This window comes from Hoyosella levis (assembly GCF_026008515.1).
GTDB lineage: Bacteria > Actinomycetota > Actinomycetes > Mycobacteriales > Mycobacteriaceae > Lolliginicoccus > Lolliginicoccus levis.
On the sequence record NZ_BQYM01000007.1, the window covers coordinates 54,352 to 70,682 of the forward strand.

Below are 16,331 nucleotides of genomic sequence, written 5' to 3' on the forward strand. Positions count from 1 at the left end.
AAGGCGGGCGAATCCCGCAGCATTGTCGGACCCACATGATTGCATAGGACCATGGCAGCCAAGGCGGGGATACCGGAGGGCGTGCGGCTCGAGCTCGCCCAGGCGAGTCCCCGGGCATCGGTGGCGCGCGTATGGACCGGCGAGCCCGGCCGCTTGCTGGCCCTCGTCTCTGCCAGTAGCCAGGCCGCGGAGGGAACCAGCACCGCGCTCGCCTGGCGTCCATACCAGGTCCTTGGCGGTCCGGGCACGGGGAAATCATCGCTGATGGCAGACCTTGTGGTCGAGGCTCTGCGCGGCGGCGCCGATCCGGAGTCCATCCTCGTGCTGGTCCCGTCGAAGCATGCGGCAGGCACGATGCGTGATGCCATCAGCGAGGCGATCGTTGATGACCCGCCCCATGGTGCGCCCCGCGCGAGCCGCGAGCCGCTCGTGCGGACCGTGCATTCCTATGCCTTCGCTGTGCTCGCGCTCCATGCCGGCTTGTATGGGAATCCACCGCCCCGCCTGATCACGAGCAGCGAGCAGGACGCAGTGATGCGCGAGCTGCTGCACGGCGACATCGAGGATGACGCGGAGTACTGGCCGCCCGAGCTGAGGCCAGCTCTTGGGCTGGACGGTTTTGCTTCCGAGCTGCGGGATCTGGTGCGCCGGGCGGGCGAGCGGGGGCTCGGACCGGAGGACCTCGCGAGGCTCGGCAAGTCGCACAAGCGGCCCGCGTGGGTCGCGGCGGGGCGGTTCGCCATGGTCTACGAGCAGGTGATGATGCTGCGGGGCTCGGTCGGCATGGAGGCCCCGCAGGCGACCGCTCCCGCGCTCGACGCCGCGGAGCTCGTCAGCGCCGCCGTCACCGCGTTTGCTTCCGATGCCAACCTGCTCGACCAGGAACGATCGCGGGTTCGCTACCTCTTCGTCGATGATGCCCAGCATCTTGATCCGCAGGCCGCGCAGCTCGTCGAGCTCATCGGTACCGGCGCGCGGATCGCCGTCCTGTCCGGTGATCCGGACCAGGGGATCTACCGCTTCCGTGGTGCGGATGCCCGCTTCCTGGAGGGGCTCGCCGGGACTGGCTCGGATCGCCAGGTCGTGCTCGGCGAGAGCTTTCGCATGCCGGTCGCTATCGCGGGCGTTGCGGCGCGGATCTCCGCGCGCATTCCGGGGAGCCAGCCGCATCGGTCGCCCAGCCCATGGCAAGCCAGTCCAGGGCAGGCCAGTCCAGGGCAGGGCCATGTCCTCGCCGAGATCGTCCCCACCCAGGCGCGCGAGGCCGCTCTCATCGCGGACGTGCTGCGGCGCGCGCACTTGATGGAGGGCATTGCCTGGTCCGACATGGCCGTCGTGGTGCGCTCGGTCCCCACGTTGTCCGCGCCGCTGCGCCGCGCGCTAGTCTCCGCGGGGGTGCCGGTGACAACGCCGGTTCCCGAGCATCCACTAGCCGTCCAGCGCGCCTCGCAGGCCATGCTCGTCGTGGCGAGGGCAGCGGCGCGGCGAACGGTGCCGGCCCTGGTTGCCGAGGACGCGCTGCTCTTGCTGACCGGCCCGATCGGCGGCGCCGACCCACTGCTGCTCAGGCGCGTGCGGCGTGGTGCCCGGCGGGCAGAGATGCGCCGGGGCGGGGAGCGTGATTCCGCCGAGCTGCTCGCGCTGCTCCTCACCGCGGAGGATGACGATGCGGATGCCGAGGGACTGCGCCGTGACCTGACACGCGCGGAGGCGGCACCGATCAACCGGGTACGCACCGTGCTGCGCCGGGCGCGGCGGGCGGAACGGCGCGGCAGGGGAGTGGAGGACGTTCTCTGGGAGGCATGGTCGGCGACCGGGCTGCAGCAGCACTGGCTCGCGAGCGCGCTGCGTGGCGGTGCCGCCGGAGCACAGGCCGATCGGGATCTTGATGCCATCGTTGCCCTGTTCGACGCCGCCGCCTCGTACGTCGATCGGCTCCCCGGCGGCTCGCTCGCGGGCTTCGTCGAGCACGTCGAGCAGCAGCAGATCGCGGCGGAGCCCTTCCAGCAATCCCAGTTGCACGAGGAGTCGGTGACCCTGCTCAGCGCGCATGCTGCCGCCGGGCGGGAGTGGGATGTCGTGGCGGTCGCGGGCGTGCAGGAAGGCACCTGGCCCTCGCTGCGCGGGCGCAGCAGCCTCCTCGGTGCCGAGGACCTCGATGACATCCTGGAGCGGGAAGCGAGCGGCGAGCCGGAATCTCCGCTCTCCCGGCTCGCCCCGCTGCTGGCCGACGAGCGCAAGCTCTTCCTGGTCGCGTGCAGCCGGGCCCGGCGCACCCTGCTGGTCACCGCGGTCGAATCGATCACCGGTGACGCGGACCTCGCGCCCTCTCGCTTTCTCCTGGATCTGCGGGACAGCCTGGACCCGTCCGGGCCCCCGATGCCCGAGGCGCAGGTACTGCCCGTCGAGCACCCGGCGCGCACCGTTCTCGCCCTGCCCGCGCTGGTGGCCCGCCTGCGTTCCGTGGTGTGCTCGCCGCACGAGACCGAGCAGCGCCAGCACCATGCTGCGGCGCAGCTCGCCCGCCTCGCCGCGGCGGGGGTGCCCGGAGCGGACCCGAAGCGCTGGTACGGCCTGGCTTCGCCCAGCACCAGCGACAGCCTCTGGGAGATCGCGGACGGCCCCGTGCCCCTCTCGCCCTCCTCTGTGGAGGAACTGCTTGCTTGCCCGCTGCGGTGGTTGCTCACCAAGCACGGCGGCACGGATTCCGACACCCTCAGCGCCATCAAGGGAACGCTCGTCCATACGCTCGCGCAAGCCGTCGCGGGGCGCATTCCCGACGAGGAGATCACCGGAGCGCTCGAGCGGGCATGGCAGAAGGTCAACGTGGGCGCGCCCTGGCATGCCCGCCACGAGCTCGCCCGGATGGAAGGCATGCTCGACAATTTCCGGCATTGGTTGCAAGCCACCCGGCGCGAGCTCACCGAGGCCGGGGTGGAGGTCGTGATCGACGGCGTGCTGCCCGGCTCGTCGGGCGAGGACGGTGCCGCTGGTGACGGTACCGCTGGAAGCGCTGAGCTGCCCGACGTGCGGCTTCGTGGCCGCATCGACCGGCTCGAGCGTGACGCTGAGGGACGCCCGGTCGTGGTCGACATCAAGACGGCCCGCACCGCGATCACCGCGGGAAAGGCCGCCGAGCACGCGCAGCTCGCCACCTACCAGGTCGCCGCGCGGTCCGGCCTGATCCCCGGCGAGGACCTCGCGACCGGTGGCGCGCGCCTGCTCTACATCGCGCAATCCAATCGCACCACGGGCGCCGCGGAAAGATCGCAGGACCCGCTCGACGACGAGTCCTGGATCGAATGGACTGGGCTGATCCGGCAGGCCGCCAGCGCCACGCAGGGCCCCGTGTTCGAGGCGCGCATCAATGACGGTTGCGACCATTGCCCCGTGCGATCAAGCTGCCCGGTCCAGGAGGAAGGACGGCAGGTGACCGAGCTGTGAGCGGACGATCAGGCAGCCGTGCCGCTTTCGCGCGGGCACGGTTCACCCCCGAGCAGATCGCCCAGGCGATCGGGCAGCACTCGCCCACCGAGGAACAGCGCGCGGTGATCACCGCTCCCGCCGGGCCGGTCCTGGTCGTTGCTGGAGCGGGAGCGGGAAAGACCGAGACCATGGCTGGGAGGGTGGTCTGGCTGGTGACGAATGGTTTCGTGAGCCCCGAGGAGATCCTGGGCCTGACCTTCACCCGCAAAGCAGCCCAGCAGCTCGGTCAGCGTATCCGGGCACGCCTCGCCCGGATCGCGGGCTCCTCCCTGCTGCGCGACGCCGACCCGGCGGGCGAGCTGCGCACCCGCCTCGAGATCGCCGAGCCGGACGTGAGCACGTATCACGCCTATGCGGGCAGGCTGCTCTCCGAGCACGGCCTGCGCCTGCCCATCGAGCCCTCCGCGACGCTGCTCGGCCAGACCGAGCTGTGGCAGCTCGCGTTCAAGGTGGTCAACACCTGGGATGGCCCGCTGGACATCGAGCACACCCCGGCAACGATCACCGACTCGGTGCTGGCGCTGTCCGGCGCGCTCGACGAGCACTTGATCGATATCGAGGAGCTCGAGGACCATCCGCACGAGTTCGAGGACCTCATCGCCACCCTCCCGCCCGGGCCGCGCCAGCGTGCCGAGCCTGCCCAGGGCCTGGTCAAGCCGGCCCTCGTGCAGCAGCATCGGCGCCAGCTCATCCCGCTCGTGCGGCGACTGCGCGACGCGCTGCGCGCGGAGGGGGCGCTCGACTTCGGCAGCCAGATGTCCCTCGCCGCCCGTGTCGCGGCCCGGCACCCCGAGGTGGGCGTCATCGAGCGATCCCGCTACCGGGTCGTGCTGCTCGATGAGTACCAGGACACCGGGCACGCGCAGCGGGTGCTGCTGTCCTCGCTCTACGGCGGAGGCCAGGACCGCGGCCTCGCCGTCACCGCGGTCGGCGACCCCATCCAGTCGATCTATGGATGGCGCGGTGCCTCCGCGGCGAACCTGCCCCGGTTCGCCACGGACTTCCCCGGCCCGCGCGGCAAGCCAGCCACCCGCCTCGAACTACTCACCAGCTGGCGCAACCCTGTCCGCGCCCTCGCGATCGCCAACTCGGTATCGAACCCGCTGCGTGCCCGCGGCATACCCGTGAGCATCCTCAAGCCGCGCCCCGGTGCGCCCGAGGGAGATATCCGTCTTGCGCTGTGCGCGGACGTGGAAGCGGAGCGCGCCTGGGTGGCCGACCATATCTCGGTGATCTACCAGCACGCCCTCGATCGCGGGGAAGCGCCACCTACCGCGGCGGTGCTCATCCGCCGCAACCGCGATGCCGCCCCGCTCGCGGAAGCCCTGCGCGAGCGCGGGCTGCCCGTGGAGGTCGTCGGGCTCGGTGGCCTCCTCGACACCCCCGAGGTGCAGGACCTTGTCGCGATGCTGCGGCTCGTCGCTGACCCGATGGCCGGCACCGCGGCGATGCGGGTGCTCACCGGCGCGCGATGGCAGCTCGGCGCCAGCGACATCACCACCCTGTGGTGGCGTGCCCGGCAGCTCGCGCTCACGCAGCGCACCGGCAGCAGCGGGGCCGTCACCTCCTCCGAGGATCTCGATGAAGCCCTTGGCGAAGCGATCCCCGGCGAGCTCGCCGAGCATGCCGCCATCAGCGACGCGATCGCCGACCCGGGTGACCGGGCAAATTACTCCACCGAGGGCCACCGGCGCATCACGGCGCTGGCCGGGGAGCTCGCGCAGCTGCGCGGTCGGCTCGGCCAGCCCCTCACCGAGCTTGTCGCCGACGTGGAACGCACCATTGGCATTGGCATCGAGGCGGAGTCCCGCTGCGCGACCAGCATCGATGGCGGCACCGCTGGACGCGAGCACCTCGATGCGTTCGCGGATGTGGTGGCTGGGTACTCCCGCAACCCCGCAGCCACGCTGGGCGGCCTGCTCGGGTACCTCCAGGCGGCAGCGACCATCGAGAAGGGGCTCGCGCCGGGCGAGATCCAGGTGGCGCCCGATCGCGTGCAGATCCTCACCATGCACTCCGCGAAGGGCCTCGAATGGGAGGTCGTCGCGATCCCGCACCTGTGCAAAGGCGTGTTCCCCTCCGATTCACGCTCCGAGACCTGGCTCAGCAGCATGCGCGAGCTCCCCTCCCACCTGCGGGGCGACCGGGCCGAGCCCGGGGAGGAGGGCGCGGAAGGCGTGCCAGTCCTCGACACCAGCACCGCCACGAACCGCGCGCAGCTCAAGGACTCGCTCGACGCGCACACGGAAGCATTCGCGCGCCGCGGGCTCGACGAGGAACGCCGCCTGTTCTACGTCGCGGTCACCCGCACCGAGCGTGTCGTGCTGCTCTCCGGGCACCACTGGGCCGAGCAGGGACTCAAGCCCAAGGGTCCCTCGCTGTTCCTCGAGGAGGCCAAGGCGCTTGCCGAGGGCGAGCTCGCCGGGACCATCACCATCGAGCACTGGGCGGCCAAGCCCGATGAGGCCGAGAGCAACCCCTTGTCCGAGCAGGTCCATGCCGCCACCTGGCCGCGCGATGCCCTCGGGGCGCAGCGCGGCGCCGTGGAGGCCGGAGCCAAGCTGGTCCGCGCGGCGATGCGACAGGCCAAGCATGAAGCCGACGAGCAGCCAGACGAGGAACAGGCCGCGCAGGCCACGTGGGTCGATGCCGACGACACCGGGACCACCGACGATGCCGAGGCGCAGCGATGGGCCGAAGATGTGGATGCGCTGCTGCGCGAGCGCGAGCAACGGCGGGAAACGATCGTCGAGGTGCGCCTGCCGCGGCACCTTTCGGTCAGCAACGTCGTGATGCTCGCCGGTTCCCCCGAGGAGCTCGCGGTGCGGCTGCGCCGGCCCCTGCCATACCCGCCGAACCCGCTGGCCCGGCGCGGCACCGCCTTCCACTCCTGGCTCGAGCGTCGCTACAGCGCCACCCGGCTGCTCGATCTCGACGATCTACCGGGCGCTGCGGACATCGATGAGAAGGTCGACGACAACCTCGAGCAGCTCCAGGACGCCTTCGAGCGATCGCGGTGGGCAGCCCGCAACCCCGTCGAGGTGGAGGTGCCGTTCGAGACCGTCGTCGGCAACACCGTGCTGCGCGGCCGCATCGATGCCGTGTTCCGCGACGAGGACGGCGGCTGGACCGTCGTGGACTGGAAGACTGGCAAGGAGGCGGGGCCCCGCGATGAGCGGGCGGTCGCGATGCAGCTCGCGGCGTACCGCATCGCCTGGGCGGACCTGATGAGCACCACCGGTCATCCCATCGAGCTCGCCATGGTCCGGGCCGCGTTCCACTACGTGCGATCAGGCAACACCGTGGCGCCGCAGGACCTGCCCGACCGAGAGCAGCTCCGCGCGATCCTCGAGAATCCCGGCAACACCGCCGCGGCAAGCCAGGTCGATCCCGCCGACGCAGCGCTCGACCACTAGGCTCGGTGAGCATGACGAGAAGAATCCTGGTGTTTGGTGCCACAGGCTATACCGGCGGCCTCGTCGCGCAGGAGCTCCTCGCCCGCCGGGAACGCCCCACCCTGGTCGGGCGCGACCCCGACGCGCTCGCGCTCCGCGCGCGGGAGCTCTCGCCGCAGCAGCCGCTGCCCACCATCGCTCTCGATGTGCGCGACGTGGGAACGCTGCGCCGCACCATCACTGCTGACGACGTGATCATCACGACGATCGGCCCGTTCGAGGATCTCGGCCGCACCGTGGCGGAGGCCGCCGCCGAGGCCGGTGCCAGCTACCTCGACTCCGCGGGCGAGCCGTCCTTCATCCGCTGGATCTTCGCCAAGCTCGGTGCCCGCGCTGCCCACCGCGGCGCCCGCCTCATGCCAGGATTCGGGCACGAGTACGTCAGCGGACAGCTCGCCGGCGCCTGGGCCCTTGAGAAAGCCGCCGAGATGGGCATGCCCCACCGGCTCGAGATCGGCTACTTCCGCGCCAATGGTTCCCTGTGCTCCCTCAGCCGCGGCACCATCGCCTCACTCGCCGGGGCGAGCCTGCAACGCTCCTTCACCTACCGCGGTGGCATCCGTGACGAGCGGCCCGGCGCCCGCAGCGCCCGCTTCTCGATCGGCGGGCGCAATCGCAGCGGGTTCAGCATCGGCACCACCGAGCACCTCACGATCCCCGAGATCTCGCCGAGCCTGCAGGAGCTTGACGTCTACCTCGGATGGTTCGGCAAGGCATCGCCGATGCTGTCGCGCGCCAGCATCGCCGTGCCCGCGCTGCGCTCCATCCCCGGTTCCCAGCGTCTTATCGCCGCGGTCGGAGCGCGCGCAAGCACGATGCGCTCCAGCGAGCTCGACCAGCCCGCCCTCGCGCAGTCGCGCACCCTCGTCGCTGCCCGGGTGTTCGCCGCATCTGGTCATCAGCTCGGTGCCGTCAACCTCCGCGGCCCCAACCAGTACCAGCTCACTGCCTCCTTGCTCGCCTGGGCGGCCGTCGTGGAGTCGCACGCGAGCACGCGGGCCGTCCACCGTCGCACCGGCGTGCTGGGCGCGATCCAGGCTTTTGGCCTCGGGGCGATCCGCGACACCTGCCGACACTATGGGCTCGATGATGAGTCAGCTGGGCCCGAGGCAGAAGCACCCGCGCCGCCCCTGCTCCTCGCCGACGGCAACGAGGAATAGACGACCACGATCGCGAGTAGCCGCACCTGGCGCACGCCGGGCGCGCTAGCCTCGGGATGTGCGCAACCTGATGCGGAGGCGAGCAGCCGCGCGAGACCTGACAAGCCGGCCGCTGCATGCCCTTGTTGGCGTTGTCCGCATGCCCAAGCCCGAGACCAGCCCCATGAGCGCGATCACCTGGCGCATCGTCGGCGCCGCGCTGGCCGTGGCATTGACCTCGTTCGTGGTGTATTTCGACCGGGATGGCTACAGCAACTCCCTCGACACGCCACTGACATACCTCGACTGCCTCTACTACGCGACGGTCAGCCTCTCGACCACCGGCTACGGCGATATCGCGCCCCTGTCCCAGTTCGCGCGCGCCACCAACATCTTCTTCATCACCCCGCTGCGGGTGATGTTCTTCATCCTGCTCATCGGCACCACGCTGGAAGTACTGACCGAGGCCTCGCGCCAGGCGTGGCGGATTCAACGCTGGAGGGAACGCGTGCGCAATCACACCGTCGTAGTTGGCTATGGCACCAAGGGACGCACCGCGGTCGACGCGATGATCGGCGATGGCGTCCCCGCCAGCGACATCGTGGTCGTCGATACGGATAATGCGGTCCTCGAGGCGGCGTCCGCGCGCGGCCTGGTCACGGTGCATGGCTCTGCCACCCGCGGTGATGTGCTGCGGCTCGCGGGAGTCCCCCATGCCCGCTCGATCATCATCGCCACCAACCGGGACGATGCCTCGGTCCTCGCGACGCTCACCGCGAGGGAGATAGCGCCACGCGCGAAGATCATCGCCGCGATCCGGGAGTCCGAGAACACCCACTTGCTCAAGCAATCCGGCGCCGACTCTGTCGTGGTGTCCTCCGAGACCGCCGGGCGGCTGCTCGGGATCGCGACCACCACCCCCACCGTCGTGGAGATGATCGAGGACCTGCTCACCCCGGAAGTGGGTTTCGCCATCGCCGAGCGCGCCGTCACCGACGAGGAGATCGGCAGCTCCCCGCGGTCGCTGAAGAACATCGTGCTCGGCGTCGTCCGCGCCGGGGAACTGCATCGCGCAGACGACGAGGACATCGCCATGATCGAGGCAGGCGATCGGGTGCTGTTCCTCCGGCACGCGCATCGCGAAGCGCAGCGGATCAGCGAGAAACAGGATTCTCGATGAGCAGGCGCGCCCTCGCGCTCGCTCACACCCCGCTGCTTTCCCGCGCCGGGCTCGAGCGCGCCGCTTGGCTGCGCGCTGACTCCGCCGCGCTGGCGAGGGGCTGGGCACAAGCCCTTGTCCTGCGCATGGACGAGATGAACCAGGTGCCCATCGAGAATGGCGCCCTCCAGCTCGCGCCCGGCCCGTCGATCGCGGGAGCGCCCCCGCCCGGCGCCGTGCTCATCGCCGTGCTCGATACCGGGGGAGCGCACCACATCTGGGCCGTGCGCGATAGCACCCCGAGCGGGAAGCGGGCCGACCTGCGCTCCACGGGGGCACTGCTCGACGCGCGCGATGCCGGATTGTGCACAACAGCGCAAGCCGTCCTGAACTGGCACCGCCACGCACGGTTCTGCCCCCGCTGCGGAGGCGCCACCGAACCAGTGCAGGCCGGATGGGCGCGACGATGCCTCGGCTGCGGCCGCGAGGACTATCCACGCACCGACCCCGCCGCCATCTGCCTCGTCCACGACGGCGCCGACCATGTGCTCCTTGCCCGCCAGCCCGTGTGGCCCCCGGGCCGCTACTCGCTGCTCGCCGGCTTCGTCGAGGCGGGCGAGTCCGCGGAAGCCTGCGTCGTCCGCGAGGTGCACGAGGAGATCGGTGTCCTCGTCGACGACGTCCACTACCTCGGTAGCCAGCCGTGGCCGTTCCCGCGGTCCCTCATGCTCGGATTCCACGCCCGCGCCGACCGCACGGATGCCGTCGTGCCGGACCAGGACGAGATCGAGGACGCCCGCTGGTTCCACCGGGACGACGTGCGCGCAGCTCTCACCGCCGACGACGACTGGACCACGAGCAGGCCCGACCTGCCCTTCACCGCGCCCGGATCGATCTCCATCGCGCGCGGCATCCTCCAATCCTGGGCGCAGCACCAGTAGCCCGTCACGATCCTTTGGAAGGTGAAGATCCAGCCACCTCCGACGTGGCTGGATCTTCACGTTTCGTGTCCGGGACTAGCTGTCGATCAATGCCTTGACCTGGGCCAGCGACGGGTTGGTAGCGGTCTTGCCATTGGGGAACCGCAGCGTGGGCACGACATGGTTGCCACCATTGACAGAGCCCACGAACTCCGCGGCCTCCGGCTCGAACTCGATATCGACCTCGGTGAACGCGATGCCGGCCTCGCGCATCTGCTTCTTGAGGCGCAGGCAGAAACCGCACCAGCTCGTGGTGTACATCGTGACGGTATTCGTGGTGGTCATACCGGCAATAAACCACATCCACGGCGGCGCGTATTCCCGCGGTGGCTTCGAAGTGTCAGGGATCGCTGCCATGATGGAGGCCATGTCTCGCCCCACCACCGCCGCGACCTTGCCGCAGGACGACCTTCTCAATGGCCTCGACCCGGAGCAGCGGGCCGCGGTCACCGCGCCCCGTGGGCCACTCTGCGTGCTCGCCGGCGCCGGAACGGGCAAGACCCGCACCGTGACACGACGCATCGCCCACCTCATCAGCGCCGGGCACGTCTCCTCGGGCCAGGTCCTCGCCGTCACGTTCACCAGTCGCGCGGCAGGGGAGATGCGCACCCGGTTGCGGGAGCTTGGTGCCTCCGGCGCCGCTGACCCCACCGCGGGCCTCGTGCAGGCGCGTACCTTCCACGCCGCTTCGATGCGACAGCTGCGCTACTTCTGGCCGCGCGTCATGGGCGAGGTGCCGTGGCAGCTGCTCGACCGCAAGTTCCCTGTGGTGCGGCAGGCGGCGCAACGCGCGCGGGCCACCACCGATCCCGAGAGCGTGCGCGACTTCGCCGCCGAGATCGAATGGGCGAAGGCCTCGCTGATCGCCCCGGAGGACTATCCCGCAGTGGTCGCCGGCCTCGATCGGCAGATCCCCGCGCCACCGGAGATCGTGGCCGCGGTCTACGAGAACTACGAGTCCATCAAGTCCAGCGGCGACACCATGTACCTCGACTTCGACGACCTGCTGCTCTTCACGGCCGGGGCGCTCGAGGACAACGCCGTGGTCGCCGAGGAGTTCCGGGACCGCTACCGCTGCTTCCTCGTCGACGAGTACCAGGACGTCACGCCGCTGCAGCAGCGCGTGCTCGACGCCTGGCTCGGCGGGCGCGATGACCTGACCGTGGTGGGGGACGCCAACCAGACCATCTACTCGTTCACCGGCGCATCGCCCCGGCACCTGCTCGACTTCACCCGCACCTATCCGGACGCGACGCTTGTGCGGCTGGTGCGGGACTACCGCTCCACCCCGCAGATCGTGGACCTGGCCAACACGGTCATCGGGCAAGCCAGCGGCCGGATCGCGGGAATGCGCCTCGAGCTGATCGGGCAGCGGCCAGCCGGGCCTGTGCCGCAGTTCACGGAGTTCGATGACGAGCCTGCCGAGGCGAAAGATGTGGCGCGCCGTATCAGCAGCCTCCTCGCTAGTGGCACCCCGGCCTCCGAGATCGCGATCCTCTTCCGCATCAACGCCCAGTCCGAGGGGTACGAGCAAGCACTGACCGACGCGGGCATCCCGTTCCAGGTGCGCGGCGGCGAGGGGTTCTTCCAGCGCGCCGAGATCGTGCAAGCCATGAGCGCGCTGCGTGCCGCTGCCGAGCGCGATGACCTGCCCGAGGACGCGCCCCTGCCGACCCTCGTGCGGGCCATCCTCGCGCCCCTCGGGCGCACCCCCCAGCCGCCCTCGGGCCAGCAGGCCCGCGCCAAGTGGGAGTCGCTCGTCGCCCTCGAGCGGCTCGCCGAGGAGATCCAGGGCCTCGGCGAGCCCTTGAATCTCGTCACGCTGGTCCGCGAGCTACAGTCCCGCGCCAGCTCGCGGCAACCACCGGTCGTCGATGGTGTCACGCTGGCTTCCCTGCATGCCGCCAAGGGCCTCGAATGGGACGCGGTGTTCCTCGTGGGCATCACTGAGGGAACCTTGCCGATCAGCCACGCGCTCGGCGAACGGGGCAGCGGTGGCCTGCCCGAGGCCATCGAGGAGGAACGGCGCCTCTTCTACGTGGGCATCACCCGGGCCCGGGAGCACCTCGGCATCTCCTGGGCGTTGTCTCGCAGCCAGGGCGGCAGGCGCTCGCGCAAGCCTTCGCGCTTCCTGGATGCCCTGCTGCCCGAGCAGCGCGCGGTCACCGCGGCCAAGCGGCGTCCCGCGCGCAGCGTCACCGTCCCCGAGGTGGATGAGGGCCTGTTCGCCGCGTTGAAGGAATGGCGCCTCGGGGCCGCGAAGGAACAAGGCGTGCCCGCGTTCGTAGTGTTCACCGACGCCACGCTCTCCGCGATCGCGGCGGAACGACCGGGCTCCGAGTCCGATCTCGTGGCGCTGCCCGGGATCGGTCCGGCCAAGCTCGAGCGGTATGGGACCGACGTGCTTGCGGTGGTGGCGAACTACTAGACCGCAGTGGCCCGGTGCTGCTGGGCGGGGCGATAGCGGCTGGGCCCGGCGCTTGGGACCTTGGGCCTGGGAGCGGCCGCTGGGGCCTGGGAGCGGCCGCTGGGGCCTGGGAGCGGCCGCTGGGGCCTGGGAGCGGCCGCTGGGGTCTGGGAGCGGCCGCTGGGGTCTGGGAGCGGCGCAAACGCGATAGAAGCCGCCGAAAACCCAGGACAGCTTCTATCGCGTTTGACCGTTTCCCGTGCTTTTGCCGCCGCGCCCCGCGCGCCCTATCCCGGCCGCGCCCCGCTCGCCGCGCCCCGCGCGCCCTATCCCGGCCGCGCCCCCCGCGCCCTATCCCGGCCGCGCTCCGCTCGCCGCGATCAATGGCAGAAACCAGGAAAGCCGCGTTATCGCAGGTCAAAAATGGGTTGTGCCGCCCAGAGCGGCGTCGTAGGCTTGATTGCACCACAGCGGCGCACACGCGTCCGCACCGTGGAACCCCCATCCCGTCCTTGGGAAACCCGCACTGGGCCTCATCGCGCCCAGGCAGGACAACGGCAAGGCGCGGCGAGCGAAGAGGAGACAACGACATGAACAGTGCCAGCATGCACGCGGTCAATGGCGCCAACGCCACCGCCGGTGTTGCAGCTCGCGCTATTGTCGCTGCCCTCCCGCCCCGTACCGAGGTACCCGCAGGAGCCCAGCGCGATCCGCGCGGCACGATCAATGCCGCCCGCGTGCGCACCGGTTTCCCAAGGTCCATAGAGCCGTTCTTCCTGCACCAACGCTAGCCAGACCAGCAAAATAGGTCACCCTAGCGGTGCGGGGGGCGCATGAAGCCTCCCGAGCTTGCACGTCCGCGCTGATCAGCGCGATGCTCCCCGGAGGCATCCGCCCCACCGGTTTCTGATGCGACCTTGGCATTCACTGGCCCGTTCATTGCCTCGAATACCAAGGACATTCTCATGCATACCCTCGTTGACGATCATTCCACCGAGCTACACCCACTAGGCACTCTGCTCAGCATGGCTCGCCCCGCACGGGCACTTCCTTGCCACACCGCGGACCCGGACCTCTGGTTCGCGGCCGACCCCGCTGAGCTCGAGCAGGCCAAGGCGCTCTGCATCGGTTGCCCCATCAAGCAACGCTGCCTGGAGTCCGCCCTCGACAGGGAGGAACCGTGGGGCGTGTGGGGAGGTGAGATCCTCGAGCAAGGGGCAATCATCGCCAGGAAACGGCCGCGCGGCCGACCCCGGAAGGTGGCCTGAGGATCCACCTGCTCCGGGCTCGCCTTATCTGGGCTCGCCTACTCCGGCCCAGCAAGCTCCGGGATCCGATGCCGCATGATCGCGCCCATCGGCACCGACGCCTCGAGCTGGCACAGGATCGCCACCGTGCTCACCAGCACCCGATGGATCATCATGTACTGCGCGGGCATCGCGAATGCCCGCGCAGTGCGGAACTCGTTGCTACGCCAATCCGCGTACAGCCCGGACATGCTGCGCATCCAATCACGAGTGAAATCAAACATCTCGCCCCGCAGCATGCCCAGCATCGGATCGAGGAAGCCCGCGAGGTCTGCGGGATCGGGACCACGATCGGCACGCAGGTAACCGGCATCGACGAGGGCGTCGATCAGGCCGCGGAAGTCACTGGCCAGGCCCAGCTTGATCAATCGCACGAGCTCGGGCGGAAAACCACCCGAAGTGCGGATGACCGCGCCAAAATCCAGCACCCCCAAGCGGCCATCCGGGCGGATCATGAAGTTCCCCGGATGCGCGTCCACATGCAGCATCCCCGCGGTCCGGGGGGAGGACAGCACAAAGTCCGCCAGCAGCCCAGCCGCGTGCGCCCGCTCCACCTCGCTGCCGCGCGCGATGACCCGGGATAGTGGCACGCCATCCATCCACTCCGAGACCATCACCTTCGGGGAGCTCGCGACCACGCGTGGCACCCGCACCCCGGCGCTGCTCGCGTACGCCTCGGCGAAAGCGCGCTGATTGTCCGCCTCGAGCCGGTAGTCAAGCTCCTCCACCGTGCGGTCCGTCAGCTCGTCAACGAGCGCGCGCACATCCACGCCTGGAGCGAACGGCTTCATCAGTGGCGCGAGCCGGCGGATCTGCCGCAGGTCCGAGCGCAAGGCCTCGTCAGCGCCTGGATACTGAACCTTAACCGCGACTTCGCGGCCGTCGTGCCATGTGGCGCGATGCACCTGGCCGATGCTGGCCGAGGCCGCGGGCAGGTCCTGGAAATTGGTGAATCGCTCGGGCCAGCGCCGGCCCAGCTGCTCGTCCAGGACGCGATGCACCTGCCGTGATGACAGCGGCGGCGCATCGCGCTGCAACCGTGTCAACGCATCCCGGTAGGGTTCCGCCAGTTCCTCGGGCACCGCGGCCTCGAACACGCTCAAGGCCTGGCCGATCTTCATCGCCCCGCCCTTGAGCTCGCCCAGGACCGCGAACAACTGCTCTGCCGCCTTCGCCGACATCTCCGCCGACACCTGGGCGCCATCCTGGCCCGACAAGCGGCGCCCCCAGCCAGCTGCAGCCCGCCCAGCGTAGCCAAGCGGAAGACTGGCCAGGCGGGCCGAGCGCGCGGCACCACTACGAGGAATCTCAGACACACTCCCATCATCCACAAAACACCCGCTCATGCCCACGAGCGCCACGAGTTTCTGTCGACGCTCTTTCGGGCGCGAGGCCGGGGGAGTGCTGCACGCTGGCGGTGGTCCTATGCGGATTCCGCGGCGTCCCAGCACCGGCAGAGCGGGTGACGGGGCCATTGCCGCAGCGTGGTCGATCCATCGCGCGGATCGATCTCTACGGTGCTGCCGAGCACATCGAGATCGGGCCAGCGCATCGCTTGCCCCTCGGTGGCCTCGCGCGAAGCGCGCGCTACGGCCTCGATCTGCGCGAGCGCGTATCCGACGGTGGTGTGGATCGTGGCAGGTGATGCCGTCGTGGTCGTGCTGGCGAGCTGCGCGGCGACATAGGGCCAGGCGGGGTCCTTGTCGGTGCGGAAGAGGTCCGCGCACCTCGAGCAGCTCGTTGCGCCCGGTAGCACGAGCGGGCCGATCATTCCTTGCTGGTCGCGGGTGCGCACGAGCAGGTGCGGCAGCCCGGAGAGCGCCAGCATGTCGGTGAGGCGGGGCGGGAACAATGGCTGGTCGGCGAGGATGACGAGTGCTGTGCCATCCTCACCGATCGAGTGGTGCATAGGGTCGAGCCCGGTTTGGTGTCGGACGCGAATGCCAAGGCGCGGCAGGGCCCTGCCCAGGGCGTCGGATAGCGGTCCGTGCCCGAGCACACACATGCTGATCGGTGGCTTCAGGCCACTCCGCTGCGAATGGGACACAACGATACCGAGATCCGTCAGTGCCTCGAGGGCATCGATGAGGATGTCCTGGGGCACCCCCGCTTTCCGTGCTCGCCCGAGCAGCTGGCTCAGTGGGCGGCTGCCATCGGCGAGGCGGAGCAGGCGCGCCACCACCTCCGCGGGCACGGCTGCCGGGATCGCGATCGATGCTGCGGTGTCGGGGTTCCATCCGACCTGGACCATTGGGCCAGGTCGCACGAGGACGGGCCGTGACGGATCGATGACGGGAAACTGGTTCGTGCCACTCGGCGCCTCGCTGCTGCTGTCGGCATCCGCGCGGCTCGAGAGCTCGCCGGGCGAGGTGCGGATTGCTGTCATGAGTTGCAAGGG

General features: G+C 70.0%; 11 protein-coding genes. 8 read left to right on the plus strand and 3 right to left on the minus strand.

All coding sequences use genetic code 11. The features are described from left to right. The first annotated feature begins 51 nt into the window (after positions 1-51). The 5 genes from QC765_RS08965 to nudC all read left to right on the plus strand — a co-directional run bounded on the left by QC765_RS08965 (position 52) and on the right by nudC (position 10,180). Complete coding sequence (locus tag QC765_RS08965; protein WP_278314101.1) at positions 52-3,444, plus strand: ATP-dependent helicase; 3,393 nt, start codon at positions 52-54, stop codon at positions 3,442-3,444. Further along, entirely contained in the window at positions 3,441-6,902 is a 3,462-nt protein-coding gene (locus tag QC765_RS08970; RefSeq protein ID WP_278314102.1) for an ATP-dependent helicase, read from the plus strand. Before QC765_RS08965 ends, QC765_RS08970 begins: the two co-directional genes overlap by 4 nt. An 11-nt stretch (positions 6,903-6,913) precedes the next feature. Continuing rightward, positions 6,914-8,101, plus strand: a complete 1,188-nt coding sequence (locus QC765_RS08975) for a saccharopine dehydrogenase NADP-binding domain-containing protein (RefSeq protein ID WP_278314103.1) — start codon at positions 6,914-6,916, stop codon at positions 8,099-8,101. Between the two features lie 70 nt (positions 8,102-8,171). After that, entirely contained in the window at positions 8,172-9,260 is a 1,089-nt protein-coding gene (locus QC765_RS08980; protein WP_278314249.1) for a potassium channel family protein, read from the plus strand. Next, a complete protein-coding gene (nudC, locus tag QC765_RS08985; protein WP_278314104.1) occupies positions 9,257-10,180 on the plus strand; it encodes an NAD(+) diphosphatase in 924 nt (307 codons plus the stop codon). Before QC765_RS08980 ends, nudC begins: the two co-directional genes overlap by 4 nt. Positions 10,181-10,255: 75 nt before the next feature. Here the strand turns inward: nudC and QC765_RS08990 are convergent, their stop codons facing one another. Next, positions 10,256-10,504 carry a mycoredoxin gene (locus tag QC765_RS08990; protein ID WP_278314105.1) on the minus strand — a complete coding sequence of 83 codons (249 nt, stop codon included), beginning with the start codon at positions 10,502-10,504 and terminating at the stop codon, positions 10,256-10,258. A 70-nt stretch (positions 10,505-10,574) separates the two neighbouring features. Between QC765_RS08990 and QC765_RS08995 the strand changes: the two genes are divergently transcribed. From QC765_RS08995 to QC765_RS09005, 3 genes are all read left to right on the plus strand, one after another. Next, the gene (locus QC765_RS08995; RefSeq protein ID WP_373876716.1) at positions 10,575-12,647 is read left to right on the plus strand and encodes an ATP-dependent helicase; all 2,073 of its coding nucleotides are present in this window, start codon (positions 10,575-10,577) and stop codon (positions 12,645-12,647) included. 569 nt (positions 12,648-13,216) lie between these two features. Further along, a complete protein-coding gene (locus QC765_RS09000) occupies positions 13,217-13,417 on the plus strand; it encodes a hypothetical protein (RefSeq protein ID WP_278314107.1) in 201 nt (66 codons plus the stop codon). A gap of 234 nt (positions 13,418-13,651) precedes the next feature. Further along, positions 13,652-13,894, plus strand: a complete 243-nt coding sequence (locus QC765_RS09005) for a WhiB family transcriptional regulator (RefSeq protein WP_278314108.1) — start codon at positions 13,652-13,654, stop codon at positions 13,892-13,894. Positions 13,895-13,932: 38 nt separating this feature from the next. On the opposite strand, the gene QC765_RS09010 is transcribed toward QC765_RS09005, so the two are convergent. Together QC765_RS09010 and QC765_RS09015 are read right to left on the minus strand one after the other, a co-directional pair. Next, on the minus strand, positions 13,933-15,249 hold the full coding sequence (locus tag QC765_RS09010; protein WP_278314109.1) for an ABC1 kinase family protein: 1,317 nt from the start codon (positions 15,247-15,249) through the stop codon (positions 13,933-13,935). 107 nt (positions 15,250-15,356) lie between these two features. Then, the gene (locus QC765_RS09015; protein WP_278314110.1) at positions 15,357-16,319 is read right to left on the minus strand and encodes a cyclodehydratase; all 963 of its coding nucleotides are present in this window, start codon (positions 16,317-16,319) and stop codon (positions 15,357-15,359) included. Positions 16,320-16,331: the final 12 nt, after the last annotated feature.